The organism is Terasakiella pusilla DSM 6293, assembly GCF_000688235.1.
Lineage (GTDB): Bacteria > Pseudomonadota > Alphaproteobacteria > Rhodospirillales > Terasakiellaceae > Terasakiella > Terasakiella pusilla.
Window position 1 is genome coordinate 85,254 of sequence record NZ_JHYO01000006.1, and the last position, 23,643, is coordinate 108,896.

The following is a 23,643-nucleotide window of genomic DNA, read 5'->3' on the forward strand; positions in this document are numbered from 1 at the left end:
ATGATCTTTTATCTGATCATGATCGCTGTCGGCGTGCTGGCGGCTTACACACTTCTTTATTGGTTCTCGAAAGCGGACCCGAAGGAGATTGTGCGCCTGTTAAAATGGGCCGTGGTGGTGCTTCTGCTGTTGGTTATGATTGGGCTGGCGGTGACGGGGAAGGCGGTTCTCGCTTTTGCGGGCTTCCCTGTTTTACTGGTCTGGTTTCAACGCTACCGCACCATTATGCAGGGCTTGCGGGCTTTTAAGCGTTTTATGAATGGCAAGGCACAAGGCGCAGCAGGGAAAACGGATCCCAACGCCCCCATGACCCGACAAGAGGCGTTGGATATTTTGGGCTTGGAGCCTGATGCGTGCGAGGCGGAAATCAAGGCAGCTTATTATCGCAAGATCAAGGAAGTTCATCCCGACCTTGGCGGAAGCGATGAGCTGGCGGCCCGGATCAATCGGGCGAAAGAAGTACTGTTAAAAGGGCAGTGACGAAGACGTGATGATCAAGGCGCCGATATTATTTTTTCTGTCTGTTTTTGCTGTGTGGATGTTGCCGCAGACCAAAGCCGTCGCAGATGGCTTTTGCGATATGGACACTGCGCTGGCTGGTTATAATTCTGCCCTCAAGCGTAAAAAGCTTGGGGATGAAGAGATTGCGTTTAAACAGTTTATGGCCTTGGCAAAAATGGGGTTGGCGCCAGCCCAACGTCATGTCGCCCAATATTACCTTGAAGAATCCCGCGAAGACATGGCGATTGAAAATGGTATCCTCTGGGCACAGCTTGCCACATGGGGTGGGGATGAAGAAGCATCACGGATTTTAAAAAGCGTTGTGCAGTCCTCACGCTATGCAGTTGTGGATACAGCGATGGCGTGGTCGAAAGACTGGCGCGCGCGTAAACCCGAGTGTGCAGTTTCTCCCCCTTCAAAAGAGGTCAAGGACGGCTTTACAGTTGTCGGGCGTTACCCTGTGGTCCGCGAGGAGGAGGTGGCTGAAGATGATTTTGTAAAGATGGGCCTGCGCCTTGAAGAAGCCTTTTTAATCGCCGAGCAAGTGGCCCCCTATTTTTATCCCCTTGTAGAGCTGATCCCCGCCATTGAAGTGATTAGGGGGGAGGAAACGGACCGTTTGATCCAATGGTCTGACGAACAGGGCTGGCTGCAAGTGTCTTCTGGTTACGTTGGTGACAGAACGGCCAGACAACTGAGTTACGCATTGGTCCTTGCGATGCAACGACACATCTTTGATGAGATTGAGGATGCGAATTTTGTCGACCCGATCGCGGGCAATTATGGGGCGATTAAGATTTTTGGTGCGCTTTACGGGGACGCCAAGAATGATCGATTTATCTCGTTGTTTCAGGAAGCCATCAAGACCGCCCGTGATTTACCTGTGGTGATGCGTGATAAAGTCAATCTGGTGGATGAAATTCACTACATGTTGCCATCGCGTTATCACAGCACCCGTTTGACGCAGAACAAACGTCTTTCGGTATATGATTATCAGCGCAGCAAACCGGATTTGCGCCGGATGATGATCGTCAAAAAGGTATCTTTTGAAGAACCAAACGATCTGTTATTGGAATTGGTGCGCATCGGCACGCAAATTCAACAGCATACGATGATTGAGGGCATGCGCGGGAAAGCGGATAGTAAAAAGCGCGAAGATGCGATCTTGCGTGCCTTGCAAGGCGATCTGTCTGCCGCACAAGATGCATTTGGCAAAACCAGTGAAGATCAACAGGCGTTGGTGCGTGACTGGGACGAAAAAGGACCGGACGGGATTGACGAGTTTTATTGTGAGTCGGTTTTTTGGCAGGCCAAGGCCGCCGTTTTGATGGAAATGTCGCCCATTCGAGTGACGCGAAATGTCAATTTTAACGGTTGTAAAAAAGCGCGTACCCTTTGGAGTGAATATAGAAATAAAATCGGCAAATAAAATTAGTTGACGTTTCACAAACCCTTCACTTGTGCTAAACAATTCTCTATGGCAAAAAGCCGTGTTCTAATTGATGTCTAGGGGATAAAGATGACCAAGCCTGTCAGGAAAGCAGTCTTCCCGGTTGGGGGATTAGGCACGCGTTTCCTACCTGCAACAAAAGCAATGCCTAAAGAGATGCTGCCTGTTGTAGATAAGCCGCTTATCCAGTACGCGGTGGAAGAAGCCATCGAAGCCGGTATCGAACAGTTTATTTTTGTGACCGGTCGTGGCAAGACAGCGCTGGAAGACCATTTTGATCATTCCCATGAACTTGAAGACATGCTGCTGGAAAAAGGTAAAATCGACACCCACAAGATCGTGTTGGACATTTTGCCGGAACCAGGGTCTGTTTTTTATACCCGTCAGATGAAACCCAACGGGCTGGGTCACGCGGTCTGGTGTGCCAAAGAACTCATCGGCGACGAGCCGTTTGCGGTTTTGTTGGCGGATGATCTGGTCATGGCAAAAGGCAAATGCTGCCTTCGCCAGATGATTGATGTTTACAATGAAACCGGCGGCAACGTGGTTGCGATCGAAGAAGTCCCGCGCGAAGAGACGAACAAGTATGGTGTCTTGAGTGTGATGAGTGACGATGGTCGTATTGCCCAAGCGAATGGTCTTGTTGAAAAACCAAATCCCGAAGATGCCCCGAGTAACCTGTCCATCATTGGGCGCTATATTCTTGAGCCTGAAGTGTTTAAGGAACTGGCGAAGCAGGAACGTGGGGCCGGTAATGAAATTCAGTTGACGGATGCGATGGCGAAAACCATGGACCGCGTAGAATTTCGGGGCTTGCGATTTGACGGCCGCCGATATGATTGTGGTTCTAAACTAGGCTTCATTGAAGCAAATCTGGCCTTTGCACTGGAGCGCGATGACTTACGCGACGGTGTGCAGGAGCTTCTCAAGACATTTTCACAATAGTTTTTATTTTAACGCGTTAAGGAAAAACCATGCGTATTGCAATGATCGGTACCGGCTATGTTGGATTAGTTTCCGGTGCATGTTTTTCAGAATTTGGTACGAACGTCGTTTGCGTCGATAAAGATGTAACGAAAATTGAAAAATTGCATGATAATATCATGCCGATTTTTGAACCCGGTCTTGATAAGCTGGTTGAAAATAATGTGTCTGGCGGACGTCTGGAATTTACAACGGACTTGAAGGAAGCGGTAAAAGGCGCGGATGCCGTCTTTATTGCGGTTGGTACACCAACACGTCGCGGTGATGGTCATGCCGACCTGTCCTATGTTTATGCAGCGGCAAAAGAAATTGCGGAAGCGATGGACGGTTACACGGTTGTAGTGACAAAATCCACTGTGCCAGTTGGCACAGGCGATGAAGTTGAAAAGATCATCCGCGAAACCCGCCCCGATGCAGACTTTGATGTGGTGTCCAACCCGGAATTTCTGCGTGAAGGCTCCGCGATTGAAGACTTTATGCGTCCTGATCGTGTGGTCATTGGGACAGAAAGCGCACGCGCACAAGAAGTGATGCGTCAACTCTATCGTCCGTTGTTCTTGATCGAAACGCCGATTTTGTTCACAGAACGCCGCACATCAGAACTGATTAAGTATGCAGCCAACACGTTCTTGGCAGCAAAAATCACCTTCATTAACGAGATCGCTGATCTGTGTGAGAAAGTGGGCGCGGACGTGCAGCAAGTCTCTAAAGGGATTGGCCTTGATGGGCGTATCGGCAAAAAGTTTTTGCATGCAGGTCCGGGGTACGGGGGGTCTTGCTTCCCGAAAGATACGCTGGCCTTGGTCAAGACGGCGCAGCAGTATGGCAGCCCGCTTAAGATTATCGAGACAGTGGTTGACGTAAACGCGAGCCGTAAAAAACAGATGGCACAAAAAGTTATCGAAGCGTGCAATGGTTCTGTTGACGGTAAAAAGATTGCGGTTCTTGGTGTTGCCTTCAAGCCCAACACGGATGATATGCGTGATTCACCAAGTCTTGACATCATCCCTGCTTTGCAGGAAGCGGGTGCGAGTATTGCCGCTTTTGATCCAGAAGCGATGGGTGAAGCCAAGGAGATGCTGCCGGGTGTTGAGTGGAAGAAAAACTCCTACGAAACCATGGAAGGTGCCGATGCCTTGGTCATCATCACCGAATGGAACGAGTTCCGTATGCTGGACAAGGATCGTATGAAGTCCTTGTTGAAGGCGCCGGTGATGGTTGATTTGAGAAACATCTACAACCGTCAGGAAATGAAGGATGCAGGGTTTGATTACACCTGCATCGGTCGCCCGAAACTGGCTGACTAAATAACAAAACAATGACTATCCGGGCTTCTGTTGACGCAGGAGCCCTTTTTTCTGTGAGGACCGATTTATGACAGTTGCAATCAATCCGACCATCCTGCGCGAATATGATATTCGCGGCATTGTAGGTGATACCTTTACTGAAGAAGCCGTGGAAGCCTTGGGGCGCGCCTTTGGGACGCGTATCAAGCGTGCAGGCGGTCAGTCTGTCTGCGTAGGCTATGACGGTCGCCTAAGTTCGCCATCGTTGGCTGCGGCTGCTGTAAAAGGATTGAGCGACTGTGGTTTGACGGTCTTTGAGGTCGGGCGTGGTCCAACTCCGATGTTGTATTATGCCACATATGCCTTGGAAAGTGATGCGGGCCTGATGATTACCGGTTCCCACAACCCGCCAGACTATAACGGCATGAAGATGATGATGTCCGGCCTGTCTTTCTTTGGTGCGGATATTCAGGACTTGGGCAAGCTTGCGGCTGCCGCGGACTATGAAAGCGGTGAGGGGAAGGTTGAACAACATCCCATGCTGGACCGTTATGTGGAACGTATCCTGAGTGATTTTAAACCGGGCAAAGATTTAAAGATTGCCTGGGATGCAGGCAATGGTGTCGCTGGGGAAGCGATGACCATGATGTGTAACAAACTGCCGGGGGAACACACGTTGTTGTTCGCTGACATTGATGGCACTTTCCCGAACCACCATCCTGATCCGACGGTGGAGAAGAACCTTGCGGATTTAAAACAGGCCGTTGTGGACAAAGGCTGTGATCTGGGGATTGCCTTTGATGGCGATGGCGACCGGATCGGTGTTGTGGATAGCCAAGGCCGCGTCCTATGGGGTGATCAGCTGATGGTGATCTGGGCAAAAGAAATTTTGTCGCGCAAGCCTGGTTCTACGATCATTGCGGATGTGAAAGCCTCACAAGTTTTGTTTGACGAAGTTGCACGTATGGGCGGGCAGCCGATGATGTGGAAAACCGGTCACTCCCTGATCAAGTCAAAAATGAAAGAACTGGACTCGCCCTTCGCGGGGGAAATGAGTGGCCATATCTTCTTCAAAGACGGCTACCACGGTTTTGATGATGCCCTTTATGCCGCGATCCGTTTGATCTCTATCCTGACGCAAACAGATGAGAAACTGGACGATATGCTGGATGCCATGCCTAAGATGGTCAACACGCCTGAAATACGCTTTGACTGTGACGAAGAGCGCAAATTTGATGTTGCGGAAGAGGTCAAGGCACGTTTGGCGGGGCGGGACGATGTTGATGTGATCGCCGTGGATGGTGTGCGCGTTGTCAGCACTGATGGCTGGTGGCTGTTACGTGCCTCAAACACGCAGCCCGTACTGGTCGCGCGTTGTGAGGCCAAGGATGAAGAGGGCTTAAAACGACTAAAGGCAAGCCTTGTTGAACAGCTTGCCCTTAGTCAAATCGAAGCACCGGATTTTTAAGAACGGTTCATCGCAACCTGAGTTTTGTCGCGAAAGACCATGCAAGGCTGATGTAAACGTTTTAAAGCCTTGCATGCGCGATAGGCTTCGCGTTTTTCCACACCTACGACACGGGCGCGATAGACTTTTTTGTTGCCGTTTTTAAGCGGTACGACCTTGGTTTGCGCACCGGTCAGATAGCTGGGGGCGCGTTTGATAGCCGCTTTTGCTTGCACACGTGCTGTCTTGATAGAAGCATAAGCCCCGACCTGAACGCCCCAAGCTGTAGAGGTGCGTTTGGAGGCAACGGCTTGGGCCACTTGAGCCTGTTCGCTCGCTTTGTTCTTTTTGTACTCCGCCATCATTTGTGGATCGACTTTGTAGAAGGCTTGATCCAGAATTTTCTCCATTACGCCATTGCGGTGCTTAGAGGTTTTACCGCCAAAGACAACACCGATCAGGCGATGGTCGCCCCGTCGCACGGAGCTCACAAGGTTGAAGCCTGATGCACGGATATAGCCGGTTTTAATCCCGTCCATCCCGTCATAGTCTTTCATCAATTTGTTGTGGTTGCCGTAGGTGCGACCATTATATTGCCATTTCTGTGTTTTGAAATAACCGTAATACTGTGGGAAGCGCTTCCAAAGTTCGTTGCCTAAGTGAGCCATGTCGCGCGCAGTACTAAGCTGGCCGCGGTTTGGCAGGCCAGAGGCATTTTTGAAGGTGGTGTTTTTCATGCCGATCTGTCGGGCGCGGTTGGTCATTTCTTTCGCGAATTCCCACTCGGTTCCGCCCAGTGCTTCGGCAACCACGGTGGCAACATCGTTGGCAGATTTTGTGACCAGAGCATAGATGGCATCTTCTACCGTGATGGTAGAGCCGCGCTTTAACCCAAGACGTGACGGCGGTTGCCATGTGGCGCGTCTGGACACATGCATTCTGGTCTTGAGGCTAACTTTTTTCTGTTCAATTGCTTCAAATAGCATAAACAGAGTCATCATCTTTGTCAGTGACGCTGGATAGTTTTTGGTATCCGCATTGACAGAATGAAGGACTTTCCCCGTTTCCGCATCCATAACAAATGAAGCATATTTTGCAAAAGCCGGCGATGAAACAGCCAGTGTCATAACCAGCAGGAAAGCGGCCCCAAAAGTGGTCAGGGGCAGGCGGGCAGTGCGAAACTTGCTTATGAGTTTTTTATGCATCATGGGTTTGCAGCCTATTTCATCTTGAGCTTTGGGTCGAGTTAAACTTACTATCAGTGTGCCTTGAGTTTGATAATAAAGTGTAAACAAGACGGTGGAGTTTTATAAAAATGTCTTATATTCGTTCAGTTTTTGCCTTGTGTGTGGCCATTTTTGCCGCCTCCTGTACATATCAGGGTGGCTCAACTGACCCGATTCACCGCAAGTTTGCTTGGTTTAGCTATTTGAATGGTGATGACATACGCAAAGTTTGTGCCGATTTAGGGGCAGACCGATACCGGTTTGTCTATAACGGTATTTATCAGGAACAGACCCGCGCGTATGACGTCTTTTTCCATTCTAAAAAAATGACCGTGCAAGTTCGCGGTGATGCGAATTTGCGCGACCTGACATTGGATGACCTTTTGGCCCCTTGGCGAGGGAACGTGCAGCAGGTTGCATTGAGCGATTCCGACCTGTCAGCAATCCGTAATTCTCTTCTAAAGAGCGCTGCAATGCACAATAAGCAGAATGGGTTACGCCTTTCTTCAGATGATTTCTATTGGACGGTTGCGGCTTGTGTTGATGGTCAGTTCCACTATGAAGCCTATAAATGGGATACACCTCATTGGGACGATATGGTATTTGATGAAACACTAATTCTCTTTGATAAATCAGGAGTTGAGGTTGCCCAGCCAAAACGATTGGGGCAGGCGGATCGTTTTAATTTAGCCGAATACTTTAAGCCGTTTATGATTGAGGTCGGCGAAAACGGTCTGGTCGGTCTTGAGGGAAGCTAAATTGTATGACAGTTTTGCTGCGATGCAAAAATAATGTTTGACGATTTTTAAATCCATGGTAAGTTGTGTTCTATGCTGCAGTGCGATAGGCGCTGTGAAGGCATGGATATTTGATATTCGCTGGTGAGGTTGATAATGACTACCCCTGCTAACAAAACCACGGCTACCAACCCAACAAAAGCAGAACCTGCAAAACGCACGCCAGCCCGTCATCGGGCTGCGGCGTCAAAGGCAGCAGCACAGAAAGCACCTGCAAAAACAGAAACAGTTTCCGCTTCTGAAAAAGCTGCGCCGACATCTGAAGCAGCACCAAAGACAGAAGTTAAAGCTCCTGTGGCTAAAGCAGCACCGAAAGCTGCTGCACCAAAGACACCTGCTCAGCCCAAGGCCGAGCCTGCGCCGAAAGAGGAACTTCTTCCGGCATCTGATCTGGAAGTCCAGATCGAACATTTTTCATCTCAACTTCAAGAAGGTTACAACGACATGATGCAATTCGGTAAAGAGCAAATGGAAAAAATCTTTAAATTTGAAGGTATGGACGCTTTCAAAAACATGGATGCATTCAAATCTTACGAAGATATCATGGCTTTCTCTAAAGAAAACGTAGACGCTTTCGTTAAGTCTTCTTCTATCGCTGCTAAAGGCGTTCAGGACGTAACGACTCTGGTTTCTGAGATTGCAAAAGCAAACTTGGAAGGCAACGTTGAAGTTACCAAGAAAATTTTTGAATGCAAAAACCCGCAGGAAATCGCGGCTTTGCAACAAGAATTGCTGAAGACTGGGTACGACAAATTTGTTGCTGATGCGTCACGCATCCAAGAAGCATCTACAAAGATCGCTGAAGAAGCAACAAAGCCGTTGAAAGAACGTTTCGAAGCTGGCGTTGAAAAAGCAAGCGAAAAAGTAGCTTAACGCGAGTTTGAAGTTTTACTTCTTTTAAAAAAGCGTGCAGGGGATGTGACCTTGCACGCTTTTTTTATTTTGCCCCTTACATCACCGTCAAAACAGACTACTATTATAGAAACACATCCACTTAGCGACTTGAGAATAATGAGTAACAAAGACAATCGACATGATGATGACGGCGACATCGGTATTGCGGTAAAGACGCGCAGTAAAACGAAAAAGCCGTCGATGTATAAGGTGTTATTGTTGAACGATGACTACACCCCAATGGAATTTGTCGTTCACATTCTGGAACGTTTCTTTGGTAAAAATCAGGAAGAAGCAACCCAGATCATGTTGCATGTTCATACCAAAGGGGTGGGCCTTTGTGGGGTCTTTACGTACGAGGTGGCGGAAACCAAAGCCTCGCAAGTGATGGACCTTGCCCGCCAGCACCAACACCCGCTTCAGTGTTCGGTGGAGAAAGATTAACGAGAAAGAAGGGACGACCCATGCTGTCACGAAATTTAGAACAAACCCTTCATCGCGCCCTTGCCCTTGCAACGGAACGCCGCCATGAAATGGCAACGCTGGAACATTTGCTGCTGTCATTGGTGGAAGATTCAGATGCGGTTGCTGTATTGCGCGCCTGTGATGTGTCTGTTGACCAATTGCGTCAGGACCTCCGTGAGTTTTTGGAAGAAGAACTGAACGAATTGCGCAGTGAAGTGCCGGTGGAACCAACACCGACAAGTGGCTTTCAGCGTGTTATTCAGCGTGCGGCCATTCACGTGCAATCTTCCGGTCGGGAAGAGGTCACGGGCGCCAACGTCCTTGTTGCCTTGTTCTCTGAGCGGGAATCACATGCAGTCTACTTCCTGCAAATTCAGGAGATGACTCGTCTGGATGCGGTCAATTATATCTCCCACGGGATTGCAAAAGTCCCGGGTCTGTCTGAAGATCGTGCGGTCCATGGCGTTGATGATGATCTGGAAGATGAGGGCGAAGGTGCCTCGGACGGTGCAAAAGCGCTTGAAAATTATTGCGTAAACCTGAATGAAAAAGCGCTTGAAGGTAAGATTGATCCTCTGATCGGTCGTCAGGAAGAATTGGATCGGACCATTCAGGTCTTGTGTCGTCGTAGCAAAAATAACCCGCTGTATGTTGGTGATCCCGGTGTCGGGAAAACCGCAATTGCTGAAGGTCTGGCCCTGCGCATCGTAAAAAAACAGGTGCCGGAAGTACTGGACGAAGCGGTGATTTACGCCTTGGATATGGGCAGCTTATTGGCCGGAACCCGTTATCGTGGCGACTTTGAAGAACGCTTAAAGGCCGTTGTCAAAGAACTGGAAGCCCGCCCCCATGCAGTGCTGTTTATTGATGAAATCCATACGGTGATTGGGGCAGGGGCGACGAGTGGGGGCGCGATGGATGCGTCCAATTTGCTCAAGCCATCCCTTGCCAATGGGTCTTTGCGCTGTATTGGGTCGACGACCTACAAGGAATATCGTAGTCATTTTGAAAAGGATCGTGCCCTTGTACGTCGTTTCCAAAAAATCGATGTGAAGGAGCCTTCCATTGATGATGCCATCAAAATTCTACGTGGCCTGAAACCGTACTACGAAGAACATCACAATGTGCGCTACACAGCGGATGCCATTGTGGCTGCGGTTGAATTATCTTCGCGCTATATTGGTGATCGTAAATTGCCGGATAAGGCAATTGACGTGATCGACGAAGTGGGCGCGTCACGTATGCTGTTGCCGGAAAGCAAGCGCCGTAAGACGGTGACGGTCAAGGATGTGGAAGATACCATTGCGAAAATTGCGCGCATCCCGCCGAAGTCTGTCTCAACAGATGACAAAGAAGCCCTGCGTAGCTTGGAAGGTGATCTGAAACGTATGGTCTTTGGTCAGGACAGCGCGATCGAGAAAATTTCAACCGCGATCAAATTGTCTCGCGCAGGATTGCGTGAGGCGGATAAGCCGATTGGGTCTTATCTCTTCTCTGGTCCAACAGGGGTAGGGAAGACGGAAGTTGCACGTCAATTGTCCATGACCCTTGGGGTGGAGATGCTGCGTTTTGATATGTCGGAATATATGGAACGTCACAGCGTGTCCCGTTTGATCGGTGCCCCCCCGGGATATGTCGGGTTTGATCAGGGCGGTCTGTTGACAGATGGCGTGGATCAGCACCCCCATTGCGTGGTCTTGCTGGATGAGATCGAAAAAGCGCATCCGGATCTGTTTAATATCCTGTTGCAGGTGATGGATCATGGCAAGCTGACGGACAATAACGGCAAGACGATTGATTTCCGCAATGTCATTTTAATCATGACGACAAATGCGGGGGCGGCTGATCTTGCGAAAAACGCCATCGGTTTCGGGCGGGAAAGTCGAGAAGGGGAGGATAAAGAGGCAATCGAAAAACTCTTCTCTCCGGAATTTCGAAACCGTCTGGATGCGATTGTTCCGTTTGCGAATCTGGAACAGGATGTCGTCGGTAAGGTCGTTGATAAATTTATCATGGAACTTGAAGGCCAGCTTGCCGATCGTGGCGTGGAATTCCAGCTCACACCGGCGGCGCGTAAATGGCTCGCCAAGAAAGGCTATGACAAAAATTATGGCGCGCGTCCATTAGGGCGTGTCATTCAGGAATATATCAAGAAGCCGCTGGCAGAAGAACTGCTGTTTGGGAAGTTGATTAGCGGTGGTTTGGTGAAGGTCAAAGTCGACGATGGGAGTTTGGCATTTGAATTTCCTGAAGTTGAGGTTCATGAAAAAGACGGTGAAAAATCGTCGAAAAGTAAGGTGCCGGCGACTGTCGATAAATAATGTTTGCCAAGCGAACAATCATATGAGTAGAGTAGGCCTCATTTAATTTAATGGGGCCTTTTCTATGTTTAATGATTGTTTGGACGGTATTCGCGTTCTCGACCTGTCGCAGTATATTCCGGGACCCTTTGCGACCATGACCTTGGGTGATTTAGGCGCGGAAGTCATTAAGATTGAGCCCCCCTTTGGTGATCCCATGCGCACGGCTTTTTTGACGGGCGAAGACGGAATTTCCCCTTTTTACAAGCAACTGAATGCTGGCAAAACGGTCATCAATCTTGATCTTAAAAGTGAGGAAGGCAAAGCGGCCTTTACTCAGTTGGTTCAGAAATCTGACGTGATTTTAGAATCTTTTCGCCCCGGCGTGATGGGGCGTCTTGGATTTGGCCCGGAGGAGTTGAAGGCGTTAAATCCCAAGCTGGTCCATTGTGCGTTATCCGGCTTTGGTCAAACTGGGCCTTATGCCCAAATCGCAGGTCATGATATGACCTATGTCGCTTTGACTGGCGGCTTGTCCCAGACTGGACATGCAGAGCAAGGGCCTGTGCCGATCTTTCCACCTATGGCGGATCATAGTGGGGCAATGCAGGCGGTCAATTCGATCTTGGCGGCGCTGTTTAGGCGGGAGAGAACGGGCAAGGGCGCGTTTATCGATGTCTCGTTATTTGAAGCTGCCTTAAGCTGGAACTATTTAGGTTTGACTGCCGCCACCCATGGACGTGTGGAAGAATGTGGACGGGGAGAGCTGACCGGGGCTGCGGCGTGGTACAATATTTATAAGACATCCGATGAGCGCTATTTCGCCTTTGCCCCGATCGAGCCGAAATTTTGGCTGAATTTCTGCAAGGCAATTGGGCGGGAAGATTTGATTGCGCGCCAGAATGAGCCTTTGCCACAGGATAAACTGATTGAAGATCTACAGGATCTATTTAAATCCAAGACCTTATCTGAATGGAGCGCCCTTTTATTGGATGCGGAGTGTTGTATGGAGCCAATCCATCGACCGGACGAGGTGTTGGATCATCCACATGTTAAAGAACGTCAAATCGCGTTTGGTGACGAAATCCGTTTTCCGGCATGGGTCGATGGCAATCCACCTGCAGGGCGTAAGCCTATGGTGCAGATGGATGCTATAGCATTATTAGATAAGATTTAACTTATTGTTTGGTGAGGACTTTCGCACAACTTTTGCAAGATGCGTCATCTCTAAAGACATGCAGTGCCGCCCATTGTCTCAATTCAAGGATTGCGACACTGGGGGGCATCGCTGCGCCGAAGCTTTCAAGTGTCTCGCGCAATTCGCGTAAGCGCGAAATGATATCATTGACGTGGATCTGGGCTTCGCACGCATGACGGCTGCGGCACTGTCCTTTTGCGGACAGGTAAGGCTCTATATTTTCGATCAGCCCATCTAGTTGAGCCAATATGTCTTCCAAAGGCTTTTTGCAGGCAAGGTCTTCACAGATGGTGTCTACGGTTTCGGCAATAAGGGGATGCCCTTCATCTATAAAAGGAATGCCGGTGGGTAAAATTTCATCTATTAAAAATGTCATTTATCTACCTCTGTCCGTCTCGAAAGGTCGTAGTATACGACAATGCGCAAAAGTTGCGTCACTCATTTGGGGGAGATAGTATGCTATGATCTTTTATAAGGTGACAAGCTTGAAAGCTCTTTCATTTCAAGTTCATTGACCTTTTGGTCATGTTTAAGGAAATCTTCGACTGCGCGTTGAAAACCGCGATCTGCAATCCAATGGCTACTATAGGTTTTTTGCGGCAGATATCCTCGCTGAATTTTATGTTGCCCCTGCGCGCCGGCTTCCACCCGTGCGAGTCGGTGTGTGATCGCATAGTCGATGGCCTGATAATAACAGGCCTCAAAATGCAGGAAACGAAAGTCTTCGCGGCACCCCCAATAGCGACCGTAAATGGTTTTATCCCCTTTTAAGTTGAGGGCGCCTGCAACGATTGTGTCATCTTGATAGGCGAGGACAAGGACAACATCATCGCCCATGCGTTGCCCGAGCAGGCTGAAAAAATCCGGGTTTAGATAAGGATGCCCCCATTTGCGACCTGATGTGTCCAGATAGAAGCTGTAAAATGCATCCCAGTGGTTTTCTGTAATGTCAGCTCCACTTAGGCAGCGAAGGGCAATTCCACTATCTTTAACGGCTTGGCGTTCTTTACGGATGGATTTCCGCTTGCGCGAGGACAACCGATCTAGAAAATCATCAAAGCTGTTATATCCGTCATTGTCCCAGTGATACTGGTGCCCGATACGACCGAGAAAACCATTATTTTGCGCGACTTTCCATTCCTGTTCAGTTGTAAAGGTTATGTGAAGGGAGGATAGGTGAAGTTCTTTTGCGCGTGCAACCATGGCTTCTAAAAGCAGAGTCTGACAGTCTTGGGGAGCATTGGGTGCAAGTAACAATCTGTGACCGGAAACGGGTGTAAACGGGATTGCGCATTGTAATTTTGGATAATAGCGCCCGCCCGCGCGTTCATAGGCATCGGCCCATGACCAGTCAAAGACATATTCCCCATAGGAATGTCCTTTCAGGTACGCGGGGGAGCATGCAAGCAGGGTGCCTTGTTCATCGTAGAGGACAAAATGTTGGGGCATCCAGCCGGCTTTTGCAGCGGTACAGCCGCTATCTTCCAAAGCACTTAAAAATTCGTGCTTGGCAAAAGGTTCATCAGCCCCGACACAGTTGTTCCAGACGTCAGGGCTGATGCTCTTGATTGATTCTAGTATATCGATGTTAAGCGATTTCGAAGATGCCATCGACTTCTACAGAAATACCAAGGGGGAGGGAGGCAACGCCAACAGCCGAGCGTGTGTGTTTACCTGCATCACCAAAGACTTCGACCATCAGGTCGGAAGCACCGTTCAATACCTTTGGTTGATCGGTAAATTCGGGCGTGCCGTTTACAAAGCCACCCAGTTTAATGACTTGCTTCACACGATCAAGGTCGCCATCAAGGGCTGCTTTGACTTGGGCAATCATATTCAGACCGCATAGGCGCGCTGCGGCCATACCGTCTTCTACGCTCAGGTTTTCGCCAAGACGACCGATATATTTAAGCTCACCGTTTAAGATGGTGATCTGACCGGACAGGTACAGATAGTTGCCGGTGATAAGTGTAGGGACGTAGTTGCCAACAGCGCGGGTTGCTTCTGGCAGTTCGATCCCGAGTTCAGCCAGTCTTTGTTCGATTTTTCCTGACATATCAGGCTCCTGATTGATAATTACTTTTACCAATTTAGGTGACGTGCAGGAAAGAACAAGCCCTAAATGGCTGCAAAACAAAGGGGAAGTCGAAAAAAACGACTTCCCCTTTGTCCGTCTTCGCTTTTAGGCGCGTAAATGGTTTACGAACACCCTGATGTGGACCCACAGGTTACACATTTCAGGCAAGTGCCGTTTCTCACCAGTGTGAAGTTACCGCATTCCGGGCAGGCATCGCCTTCATAACCTTTCATACGGGCTTCACGGATTTGTTCCAGCTTTTGATCTGTTTCCGTGAAGATATCCGGTTCGCCATCAATGGTCGCTGCCGCTGCCAGATCGGTCGTGCCACCGGCAGTTGATCCGCTGACCGCGCCGCCGGAACCGCCCGTGGAACCGCTGCTTTCGCCGCTGTCCCCTTTAAAGACGAGGAAGCGACCGCGCATATAGCCCTGAGAGGCAACGCGTTCAATCATCTGATTAGCTTTCTCTTTATCTTCTTGAGGTAGTTCGGACTGGGCTTCGCCATGACCGACCGCATCATGATGCAGATCTTCCGGCTTGATGTGGGCCAAGTCATTGCGGTCCATGTAAGACACAGCCAATTCACGGAAGATATAATCCAGTACGGAAGAGGCCATCTTGATAGTGTCGTTACCTTCTACCATGCCGCTTGGTTCAAAGCGGGTGAAGGTAAAGGCTTCAACAAATTCATCCAGCGGCACGCCGTATTGCAGGCCAAGGGAAATCGCAATTGCAAAGTTGTTCATCAAGGAACGGAAGGCCGCGCCCTCTTTGTGCATATCGATGAACAGTTCACCCAATTGACCGTCTTCATATTCGCCTGTCCGCAGGTACACTTTGTGACCGCCAACGGACGCTTTTTGCGTGTAGCCTTTACGACGGTTTGGCAGTTTACGACGCTGTGCGACAATGCGTTCGACGATGCGTTCGGCAACGATTTCGGCTTTCTTGGCGGTTGCTTGATCGGCAACGGCATCTGCCAATGACTCTTCAGCTTCGTCATCATCCAGAACTTGCGCCTGCAACGGTTGTGACAGTTTGGAGCCATCACGGTAGAGTGCGTTGGCTTTCAGACCCAATGTCCAAGAGAGGTGGTAGGCCTCCTTACAATTTTTCACCGTGGCATTGTTTGCCATATTGATTGTCTTGGAGATCGCACCGGAGATAAAGGACTGTGCCGCCGCCATCATGCGGATGTGGCTTTCAACGGACAGGAAGCGTTTTCCTTTACGACCACATGGGTTGGCGCAATCAAAGACGGGCAGGTGCTCATCTTTCAGGTGCGGTGCCCCTTCAAGGGTCATGGAGCCACAGACATAGGTGTTGGCACTTTCGATCTGGTCTTTGGTGAAGCCCAGTTCTGCCAGCATGTCGTAGCCCGGTACATCCATTTTTGCGAGATCAAGGCCAAGCTTTTTCTGGCAGAACTCTTCCCCAAGGTTGTACTTGTTGAAGACAAACTTGATGTCAAAAGCGTCTGCCAGTGATTTTTCCAGCTTGTCGATGGTTTCATCATCAAAACCCTTTTGACGCAGGGCATCATGAGTGATGTAAGAGGTCCCTTTAAGGGTGCCGTGACCGACCGCATAACGGATCATGTCGTTGACTTGTTCTTTGTTGTAGCCCAGCTTGGTCAGGGACTGCGGTACAATACGGTTGATGATCTTGAAGTAACCGCCACCCGCAAGTTTCTTGAACTTCACAAGGGCAAAGTCCGGCTCGATCCCGGTGGTGTCACAATCCATGACCAGACCAATGGTACCGGTTGGCGCAATAACAGAGACTTGCGCGTTACGGAACCCGTGTTCTTTCCCTAACTCTAGGGCGCGATCCCAAGATTTGCGCGCAGCTTCGATCAGCTCGCCCTCTGGGCAATTTGCTGCATCTAGCGGTACAGGCAAGACGGACAGGCCTTCGTAATCGTCCTTCAAGCCTTGGGCGGCACGGCGATGGTTGCGGATTACGCGTAGCATATGGTCCGCGTTATTGGCATAGCCGGGGAAAGCGCCCAGTTCGCCAGCCATCTCAGCAGAAGTCGCATACGCTTCCCCTGTCATCAGGGCGGTGATAGAGCCACACAAAGCGCGCCCTTCCGGGCTATCGTAAGGCAGACCCGCTGACATCAATAGGCCACCGATGTTGGCATAGCCAAGGCCGAGTGTACGGTAGTCGTAAGACAGTTGTGCAATTTCCTTGGACGGGAATTGGGCCATCAGAACGGCGATTTCCAGCGTCACGGTCCAGATGCGAACAGCATGAGAGAAAGCCGCAACGTCAAAGGAGCCATCTTCTTTCGTGAACTGAAGCAGGTTCAGGGACGCAAGGTTACAGGCCGTGTCGTCAAGGAACATATATTCAGAACAGGGGTTGGAGGCGTTGATGCGACCATCTGCAGGGCAGGTGTGCCATTCGTTGATGGTGGTATCAAACTGGATACCCGGATCGGCGCAGGCCCATGCTGCATAGCCGATATCTTCCCACAGATCTTTGGCTTTAATGCGCTTGGCAACGCTGCCGTCTTTACGGTTGATCAGTTCCCATTCGCCGTCTGCCAGAACCTTGTTCAGGAAGTCATTGGAGACACGCACGGTGTTGTTGGAGTTTTGACCCGCAACGGTCATATAGGCTTCTGAATCCCAATCTGTATCGTAGGACGGGAATTCAATATCCGTGTAGCCTTGTTTGGCAAATTCGATGACGCGTTGAATGTAGTTTTCAGGGATCAGGACTTTGCGGGCAGCAAGGATCGCTTTTTTGAGGGGCTTATTTTTCTTGGCGTCAAAGGCGTCTTCGCTGTCACCGGCTTCGGTGCAGGCGCGCATGACGTCGCCCAGATGTTTTTTAGCGAGTTTGGAACCGGCAACAAGGGCTGCGACTTTCTGTTCCTCTTTCACCTTCCAGGAGATGAACTCTTCAACATCAGGGTGATCTACGTCTACAACGACCATTTTGGCAGCGCGACGAGTCGTGCCACCAGACTTGATTGCACCGGCTGCACGATCCCCGATTTTCAGGAAGCTCATCAGACCGGAAGATTTACCGCCGCCGGACAATGGCTCGCCCGATGCACGCAGGTTGGAGAAGTTGGACCCGGTACCGGAGCCATATTTAAACAGACGGGCTTCGCGCACCCAAAGGTCCATAATGCCGCCTTCGTTGACCAGGTCATCTTGAATGGACTGAATGAAGCAGGCGTGTGGTTGCGGATGCTCGTAAGAGGATTTGGAGCGAACAAGTTTGCCGGTTTTAAAGTCAACATAGTGGTGGCCTTGGGCCGGTCCATCAATGCCATAGGCCCAGTGCAGGCCTGTGTTAAACCATTGCGGGGAGTTTGGAGCGCCCATCTGGGTACACAATTGGTAACGCATCTCGTCATGATAGGCGCGTGCGTCTTCTTCACTGTCGAAGTAGCCGCCTTTCCAGCCCCAATAGGTCCATGTGCCCGCCAAGCGGTCAAAGACTTGTGTGGCTGACGTTTCACCACCGAAACGCTCCTCTTTTGGGATCTGGCTCATCGCGTCTTCATCGGGGACGCTGCGCCACAACCATTCTGGCACGTCTTTTTCTTTAACGGCCTTCAATTTGGCGGGAACACCAGCTTTGCGGAAATATTTTTGTGCCAAGACATCACATGCGACCTGTGACCAGCTTTCCGGCACGTCAATGTTGTTGGCTTGAAAGACGATAGACCCATCCGGGTTGCGGATTTCACTGATTGCTTTTCTGAATACGATAGTCGCGTATGGAGATTGATCTGCCTGCGTGAAATGACGATGAATACGCATAGTGCCCCTACATGCCTCTTACTTAAATAATTAGAGATACAAACAACGAATAGTTTTTTTTATTATGGCCCTCACCTTTGATCACGCGCACAGCTATATAAAGGGGGCGCAAGAACCTCAAGGGCACAAGATGTAGAGCATTTTCGATCGATCTTTGCAACTACTACCAAAGTATAATTTTGTTTCTTTGGGAAACAGACAGAATGGGAAAGTAAGCGACTCTGCCGATTCCATAACGATGCAGATGCTGAAAAAAATTTATATTAAAAAAACGCTTGAAACGGTCTTTGTTTGCCGATGATGCCGCAACCCTTTGTGTTGCCTTGATCTTGTGCCTACCAAGTTTAGTGTGTCTTTTGTCGATCTTGTTAAGTCTAGGAAAAACCTAAAGAGAATCCGGCTGAGGGCTAAAAAATGCATAAAAATTAGGCAGGACACATATTTTTTTGGGTTAAGAATCGGCAGTGCGTTATATGTCTTTAGGATAGGTGTTAATTAATTTTAAATTGCTCTTGGGATACGGTCACCGGATGGTGTAAAAATAGGTATAAATATAAGCATTTAAGCCGGGAGCCGATTGGACCAGTTTGCTTTAACCTTAAGAAAGGAAGGCGAGCAGGGGTGATCGTGTTATAAAACAAAGTGACAAATAAAACGCATAGCCAAAAAAGTGTGTTTGAGGGAATGGTCTATGGGTTGCACGAAGCGGCAATCCTGACCGATGGGGCACACAAGGTATTGGCGGCTAATCAGCAGGCTTTGGACTTTTTGTCTGTGGCTGACGAACAGGCGCTCAGAGATCAGGATGTCGGACAGTTTCTAAATAAAGCGAGTGCAGGTTGGCCCTGTGCTGCTCAACAGAAACATCTTGTTACCCTTCAAACCAATGATCAGCCTTTGAAAGAGGCCGAGCTGTTTTTGAGCAAGTTTCAAACTCAGCAGGGGGATTTTTATGTTGGCGTCATGCAGGACGTAACGTTGGTGCGTCAGTTGAAAGACCGTCTGGAAAAAGCTGAAAACCGGCTTGATGACATGATGGGGAATTTACCCGTTACACTTTTTCAGATGGAACTTAAGCCAAATGGTATTCTTAAGTTTCCTTACATCAGTAAAGAGATCGCTAACCTGACAGGTGTGGATCGTGATGGCTTTCGGGATAATCCGGATAAGCTGTTTTCTATGATGCGCCCGTCCGATCAGGTGCAGCTTTGGCGGAAGTTGAAAAAGGCGGCCCGAAAAGGCATCTCTCTTGACGAAGAATTGTGTCTGAAACTGTCCGACTCTGTGACGCTTTGGCTGCGACTTTTTGCGAATATTCGAAAAGATACGACGGGTTCGACCATTTGGGATGGCGCGGTCATTGATATTACGGGGCAGCACCTGTTGGATGAACGGTTGCACTATCTTGCCTATCACGATGAAACCACGCAAATGCCAAACCGTTTGGCTTTGGAGGAGCATCTCGCGGCTTTATTTGCCGAGAAGAAGGACTCTACGTTTGCGGTGATGGCATTGGCTGTGGACCGCCTTGAATTGGTAAATGAGACGTTGGGGGGTGAGACCGCCAATCATTTGCTGGAAACCATCGCCAATCACTTAAAAGACGCCTTATCCTGTGAAAATGTATTTCTGGCGCATTTACGTGCCGATGTCTTTTGTATTGTCATGCCACAGGCTGAAGATGACCGCGACGTTGCGGCCCTGGCTGAAGGTTTGTTAAAGACGATGAAAATTCCGTTCGCCGTGGGGACGCGTCGTTTGGATGTGAGCGTTAGTATGGGGATCAGCTTGTCTTACCGGGATGGGGATTGCCCGGAAAGTCTGTTGATGAATGCGGATGCGGCTTTACGGCGGGCGTTGCAGACCACGCCCGGCGGCTATCGCTTTTATGTTGAGGAAATGAATACCCGTGCGTTGCGGGTGTTAGCGTATGAAAATCGCTTGCGCAAAGGCATCAAAAACAAAGAATTTCTGCCCTTTTTTCAACCCCTTATTGATGTCAAATCCGGCAAAATTGCAGGTATGGAAGCTCTTGTTCGTTGGCAGCACCCCAGATTAGGGTTGGTTAGCCCCGCGGAGTTTATTCCCGTTGCGGAAGAGGCTGGCTTGATCGGGGAACTTTGTCATCAGGTGTTGATGGAGACCTGTTTGACTGCGAAAAGGTGGCTTGACGCAGGATTTGATCCGGTGCCTTTGGCGGTCAATATTTCATGGCGGCAGTTTGCCCAACCTGAACGGTTGATGATGCTGATGAGCGAAGTTTTAAAAGAAACGGGGTTACCGCCAGAAATGCTGGAGCTGGAATTGACGGAAAGCTCGGTTATGGAAGAACCCGATTCTGCCATTCGAACGTTGAATGATCTACGTGACTTTGGGGTGATGGCCTCAATTGATGATTTTGGGACGGGGTATTCTTCCCTGTCTTATTTAAAGCGCTTGCCGATTTCCAAGCTCAAGATTGATCGTGCCTTTATCCATGAGGTGAACGAGAATGAGCGTGATGCGGCAATCGTCGATGCTATCATCAGGCTGGCCCGTGCCTTGGGGTTGAAGACGGTTGCGGAAGGGATCGAAACGCCGGAGCAGCTGGCGTATATTCGTGAACAAGGCTGTGATTTGGCGCAAGGTTTTTATTTTAGTAAACCTCTCCCTGCTCATGAAATGGAAAAACTGCTGGAGCAAAACCGTCTTTCGCTGTTGGATGAATGAAGAAATCTTTGTCTTTTTAAAAAGACTTCCTTATAAATGGTCCAGCACATGATCTGTGCATCCATTTTACTGTTATTGCCTTAGGGCTCTGGAGTTTTGTTATGACGATTGGCACGCGCGTTTATACTTGGTTGAACGGCACATTGGTCGGCACCGATGAGTTTGGAAACAAATACTATCGCAACAAGAAAAAACTTCAGGGACGTGAGCGCCGTTGGGTCCTTTACAGAGGGATCGCTGAAGCTTCTAAAGTTCCGGCAGAATGGCACGCTTGGCTGCATCATACGGTTGCTGACCCGTTGACGGAAGAAGCGACCCAAGCGAAAGACTGGCAAAAAGAACATCTGCCTAACCTGACGGGCACGGCTTATGCCTATTACCCCAAAGGGGATGCGCGCCACGGGAACGAGCGTCCGCGCGCAACAGGTGACTATCAGGCGTGGCAGCCTGAATAAGCAATTGAATTTTCAGAGGTTCGCCTCTAAAATCGGTCGGGCGCCCTTTGGCGCCCGTTTCTGTAGATAATGGAGTTGTCAGCCGTGTATTCATCACGCCGGGAAAAGATTGTGGGAGGATTGACCTTTAGTGGTTTAATTCTCGCTATTTTTCTGTCCTATGGACAGCCTGAAACGGACCTGAATGATGATGGCTCTTACAAAATAGAAGCCACATTCAGTCGCGTTGATGGATTGGATGAAGATGCCGAGGTCCGCATGGGGGGGGTTCCCATCGGGCAGGTGATCGGTGCTCGACTGAATGACAATTACCGTGCGGTGGTGACGATGCGCATTTCCCCGGATGTGGGATTGCCGGTGGACACATCTGCAGCGATTCATACAGATGGCCTGTTTGGCACCAAGTTTATTGAACTGGAACCCGGCGGGGATGAAGTGATGATGACGAATGGCAGCGTCATTGATATGACGCAAAGTTCTGTCATTGTTGAAGAGTTGCTGGAATTAATCATTTCACAAGGTAAATCCAAACGTGCCGACGCGGCGCAATAGGTGAGGTAGAGTCGGATGATGGGAAAAAGCTTACTGGAAACCGTGATGGGACTTGTGGTCCTTATTGTAGCGATTGGTTTCTTGTTTACAGCGGTCAACACAGCGCAGATTTCTGCGGTGCAAGGCTATGAAGTCGAAGCGGCCTTTCTCAAGGTCGGCGGGCTGCAAAAAGGCAGTGACGTGCGTATGAACGGTATCAAGATTGGGACAGTTCAGGACAGTCGCCTGGATCCTGTGACTTATGATGCCGTTGTGTCCATGACTATTCGTCCTGACTTGAAATTGCCATCTGACACGGTTGCCTCCATTGTGAGTGGTGGCCTGATCGGTGGCAAATATGTACGACTGGAACCGGGGGCGGATCGTGAAAACTTCCTCGCAGCAGGTGGCCGTATTGAAGTCACCAAAGACTTTAAATCCCTAGAAGATCAAGTCGGTGAAATTATCTTCTTGGCGACAGGCGGGGAAGGGAACTGATGATGCGCACTAAAGCGGCTTTGTTCGTCGGTGCTTTGATGATGCTGCCAACGACTGGTCAGGCTGACCCTTACGACATGGTTGTGTTGCAAGGCTTGGACAAAGTCACGGCGCGGGTGTCTCGTCTGGAAGCGCCGGTTGGTGAGTTTATTCGGTTTGGTACGCTTGAGATTGTGGCGCGGACCTGTGATAAGCGCCCCCCGACCGAAACACCGGAGAGTGCGGCTTTTCTGGATATCACCGAGTCAAAACCCGGTGATCCACCAACTGAAGTTTTTCGCGGCTGGATGTTTGCTTCCAGTCCGGCCCTAAACCCGATGGAACATCCGGTTTACGATGTTTGGGTTCTGGATTGTATAAACATGGCTTCCAACTCTGAAGAAAGTTCTTCTTCGGTTGGGTCTGAATAGAAAGCCGCTGTGACGACCTGCAAGGCTTCGTCCAACAAAAGATGATAGGTCCGTCTGGGGACTTCAATGGCCCCAAGGCTGGCAAGGTGGTCCGTCACAAATTGGGTATCGAGCAAGCAATAGCCAGACAGGCGTAGACGGGCGATCAGATGGGCAAGGGCAACTTTGGACGCATTGGATCGCCGAGAGAACATACTTTCCCCAAAGAAAGCGGCACCTAAAGAAACGCCATATAGGCCACCGACAAGTTCGTCGTTCTGCCAGCATTCAATACAATGGGCGCATCCCATTTCAAACAATTCATTATAGAGGCGAAAGACGTCTTCGTTCATCCATGTATCTGGGCGGTCTTGCGTGCTTTCCGCACATTTTTCCATCACGGCATTGAAGTTTTGATCAACGCGGATTTCAAACTTGTTTTGCCGCACGGTTTTATAGAGGGATTTGGAGAATTTAAATCCGTTTAAAGGAAAAATACCGCGCTCTTCCGGGTCTACCCAGAAAAGGTCGTTCGAGTCACGGGTTTCAGCCATGGGAAACACACCTGCAGCGTAGGCGCGCAGCAGGGTTTCAGCTGTAATGACATATCTTTCGCTTCTATCCATATTTCAAATATAAGGAGAAGAA

Annotated in this window: 21 protein-coding genes; 15 read left to right on the top strand and 6 right to left on the bottom strand. The window is 49.6% G+C overall.

Annotated features, from left to right (window positions below):
- From Q397_RS23890 to pgmG, 5 genes are all read left to right on the top strand, one after another.
- Nucleotides 1–480: a DnaJ domain-containing protein gene (locus tag Q397_RS23890; protein ID WP_051609745.1), complete on the top strand. Its 480-nt coding sequence runs from the start codon at nt 1–3 to the stop codon at nt 478–480.
- Nucleotides 481–490: 10 nt separating this feature from the next.
- A complete protein-coding gene (locus tag Q397_RS0105580; RefSeq protein ID WP_028878562.1) occupies nt 491–1,930 on the top strand; it encodes a hypothetical protein in 1,440 nt (479 codons plus the stop codon).
- Between the two features lie 90 nt (nt 1,931–2,020).
- Nucleotides 2,021–2,896 (top strand): UTP--glucose-1-phosphate uridylyltransferase GalU, encoded by an 876-nt coding sequence (gene galU, locus Q397_RS0105585; RefSeq protein WP_028878563.1) that lies wholly within the window; start codon nt 2,021–2,023, stop codon nt 2,894–2,896.
- Nucleotides 2,897–2,925: 29 nt separating this feature from the next.
- Complete coding sequence (locus Q397_RS0105590) at nt 2,926–4,242, top strand: UDP-glucose dehydrogenase family protein (RefSeq protein WP_028878564.1); 1,317 nt, start codon at nt 2,926–2,928, stop codon at nt 4,240–4,242.
- Between the two features lie 67 nt (nt 4,243–4,309).
- Entirely contained in the window at nt 4,310–5,689 is a 1,380-nt protein-coding gene (gene pgmG, locus Q397_RS0105595; RefSeq protein WP_028878565.1) for a phosphoglucomutase/phosphomannomutase PgmG, read from the top strand.
- Here the strand turns inward: pgmG and Q397_RS0105600 are convergent.
- Complete coding sequence (locus Q397_RS0105600; RefSeq protein WP_240475031.1) at nt 5,686–6,876, bottom strand: serine hydrolase; 1,191 nt, start codon at nt 6,874–6,876, stop codon at nt 5,686–5,688. The genes pgmG and Q397_RS0105600 overlap by 4 nt on opposite strands.
- A 107-nt stretch (nt 6,877–6,983) precedes the next feature.
- On the opposite strand from Q397_RS0105600, the gene Q397_RS0105605 reads away from it, so the two are divergent.
- The 5 genes from Q397_RS0105605 (at nt 6,984) to Q397_RS0105625 (ending at nt 12,527) form a co-directional block, all read left to right on the top strand.
- Nucleotides 6,984–7,652, top strand: coding sequence for a hypothetical protein (locus Q397_RS0105605; RefSeq protein ID WP_028878567.1), 669 nt, complete (start codon nt 6,984–6,986; stop codon nt 7,650–7,652).
- Nucleotides 7,653–7,787: 135 nt separating this feature from the next.
- The gene (locus Q397_RS23895; RefSeq protein ID WP_028878568.1) at nt 7,788–8,564 is read left to right on the top strand and encodes a phasin family protein; all 777 of its coding nucleotides are present in this window, start codon (nt 7,788–7,790) and stop codon (nt 8,562–8,564) included.
- A gap of 138 nt (nt 8,565–8,702) precedes the next feature.
- Nucleotides 8,703–9,029, top strand: a complete 327-nt coding sequence (gene clpS / locus Q397_RS0105615; RefSeq protein WP_028878569.1) for an ATP-dependent Clp protease adapter ClpS — start codon at nt 8,703–8,705, stop codon at nt 9,027–9,029.
- Nucleotides 9,030–9,049: 20 nt separating this feature from the next.
- Nucleotides 9,050–11,371 carry an ATP-dependent Clp protease ATP-binding subunit ClpA gene (gene clpA / locus Q397_RS21265; RefSeq protein ID WP_051609746.1) on the top strand — a complete coding sequence of 774 codons (2,322 nt, stop codon included), beginning with the start codon at nt 9,050–9,052 and terminating at the stop codon, nt 11,369–11,371.
- 64 nt (nt 11,372–11,435) lie between these two features.
- On the top strand, nt 11,436–12,527 hold the full coding sequence (locus Q397_RS0105625; RefSeq protein ID WP_028878570.1) for a CaiB/BaiF CoA transferase family protein: 1,092 nt from the start codon (nt 11,436–11,438) through the stop codon (nt 12,525–12,527).
- 1 nt (nt 12,528) lies between these two features.
- Here the strand turns inward: Q397_RS0105625 and Q397_RS0105630 are convergent, their stop codons facing one another.
- From Q397_RS0105630 to Q397_RS0105645, 4 genes are all read right to left on the bottom strand, one after another.
- Nucleotides 12,529–12,924 (bottom strand): hypothetical protein, encoded by a 396-nt coding sequence (locus Q397_RS0105630; RefSeq protein WP_028878571.1) that lies wholly within the window; start codon nt 12,922–12,924, stop codon nt 12,529–12,531.
- Nucleotides 12,925–13,007: 83 nt separating this feature from the next.
- Complete coding sequence (locus Q397_RS0105635) at nt 13,008–14,159, bottom strand: GNAT family N-acetyltransferase (protein ID WP_028878572.1); 1,152 nt, start codon at nt 14,157–14,159, stop codon at nt 13,008–13,010.
- Nucleotides 14,137–14,604: a RidA family protein gene (locus Q397_RS0105640; protein ID WP_028878573.1), complete on the bottom strand. Its 468-nt coding sequence runs from the start codon at nt 14,602–14,604 to the stop codon at nt 14,137–14,139. The genes Q397_RS0105635 and Q397_RS0105640 overlap by 23 nt, the downstream gene beginning before the upstream one ends.
- Nucleotides 14,605–14,747: 143 nt before the next feature.
- Nucleotides 14,748–18,413 (bottom strand): vitamin B12-dependent ribonucleotide reductase, encoded by a 3,666-nt coding sequence (locus Q397_RS0105645; protein ID WP_028878574.1) that lies wholly within the window; start codon nt 18,411–18,413, stop codon nt 14,748–14,750.
- Nucleotides 18,414–19,055: 642 nt separating this feature from the next.
- On the opposite strand from Q397_RS0105645, the gene Q397_RS21270 reads away from it, so the two are divergent.
- The 5 genes from Q397_RS21270 to Q397_RS0105670 all read left to right on the top strand — a co-directional run bounded on the left by Q397_RS21270 (nt 19,056) and on the right by Q397_RS0105670 (nt 23,016).
- A complete protein-coding gene (locus Q397_RS21270) occupies nt 19,056–21,122 on the top strand; it encodes a sensor domain-containing protein (RefSeq protein ID WP_156950639.1) in 2,067 nt (688 codons plus the stop codon).
- A 74-nt stretch (nt 21,123–21,196) separates the two neighbouring features.
- The gene (locus Q397_RS0105655; protein ID WP_028878575.1) at nt 21,197–21,577 is read left to right on the top strand and encodes an NADH:ubiquinone oxidoreductase subunit NDUFA12; all 381 of its coding nucleotides are present in this window, start codon (nt 21,197–21,199) and stop codon (nt 21,575–21,577) included.
- An 84-nt stretch (nt 21,578–21,661) separates the two neighbouring features.
- Entirely contained in the window at nt 21,662–22,129 is a 468-nt protein-coding gene (locus tag Q397_RS21275; protein ID WP_169737977.1) for an MlaD family protein, read from the top strand.
- A 15-nt stretch (nt 22,130–22,144) separates the two neighbouring features.
- Nucleotides 22,145–22,606, top strand: a complete 462-nt coding sequence (gene mlaD / locus Q397_RS0105665) for an outer membrane lipid asymmetry maintenance protein MlaD (RefSeq protein WP_338056275.1) — start codon at nt 22,145–22,147, stop codon at nt 22,604–22,606.
- Nucleotides 22,606–23,016: a DUF2155 domain-containing protein gene (locus Q397_RS0105670; protein ID WP_028878577.1), complete on the top strand. Its 411-nt coding sequence runs from the start codon at nt 22,606–22,608 to the stop codon at nt 23,014–23,016. The genes mlaD and Q397_RS0105670 overlap by 1 nt, the downstream gene beginning before the upstream one ends.
- Here Q397_RS0105670 and aat read toward each other — a convergent pair.
- Nucleotides 22,938–23,621: a leucyl/phenylalanyl-tRNA--protein transferase gene (aat, locus tag Q397_RS0105675; RefSeq protein ID WP_028878578.1), complete on the bottom strand. Its 684-nt coding sequence runs from the start codon at nt 23,619–23,621 to the stop codon at nt 22,938–22,940. The genes Q397_RS0105670 and aat overlap by 79 nt on opposite strands.
- Nucleotides 23,622–23,643: the final 22 nt, after the last annotated feature.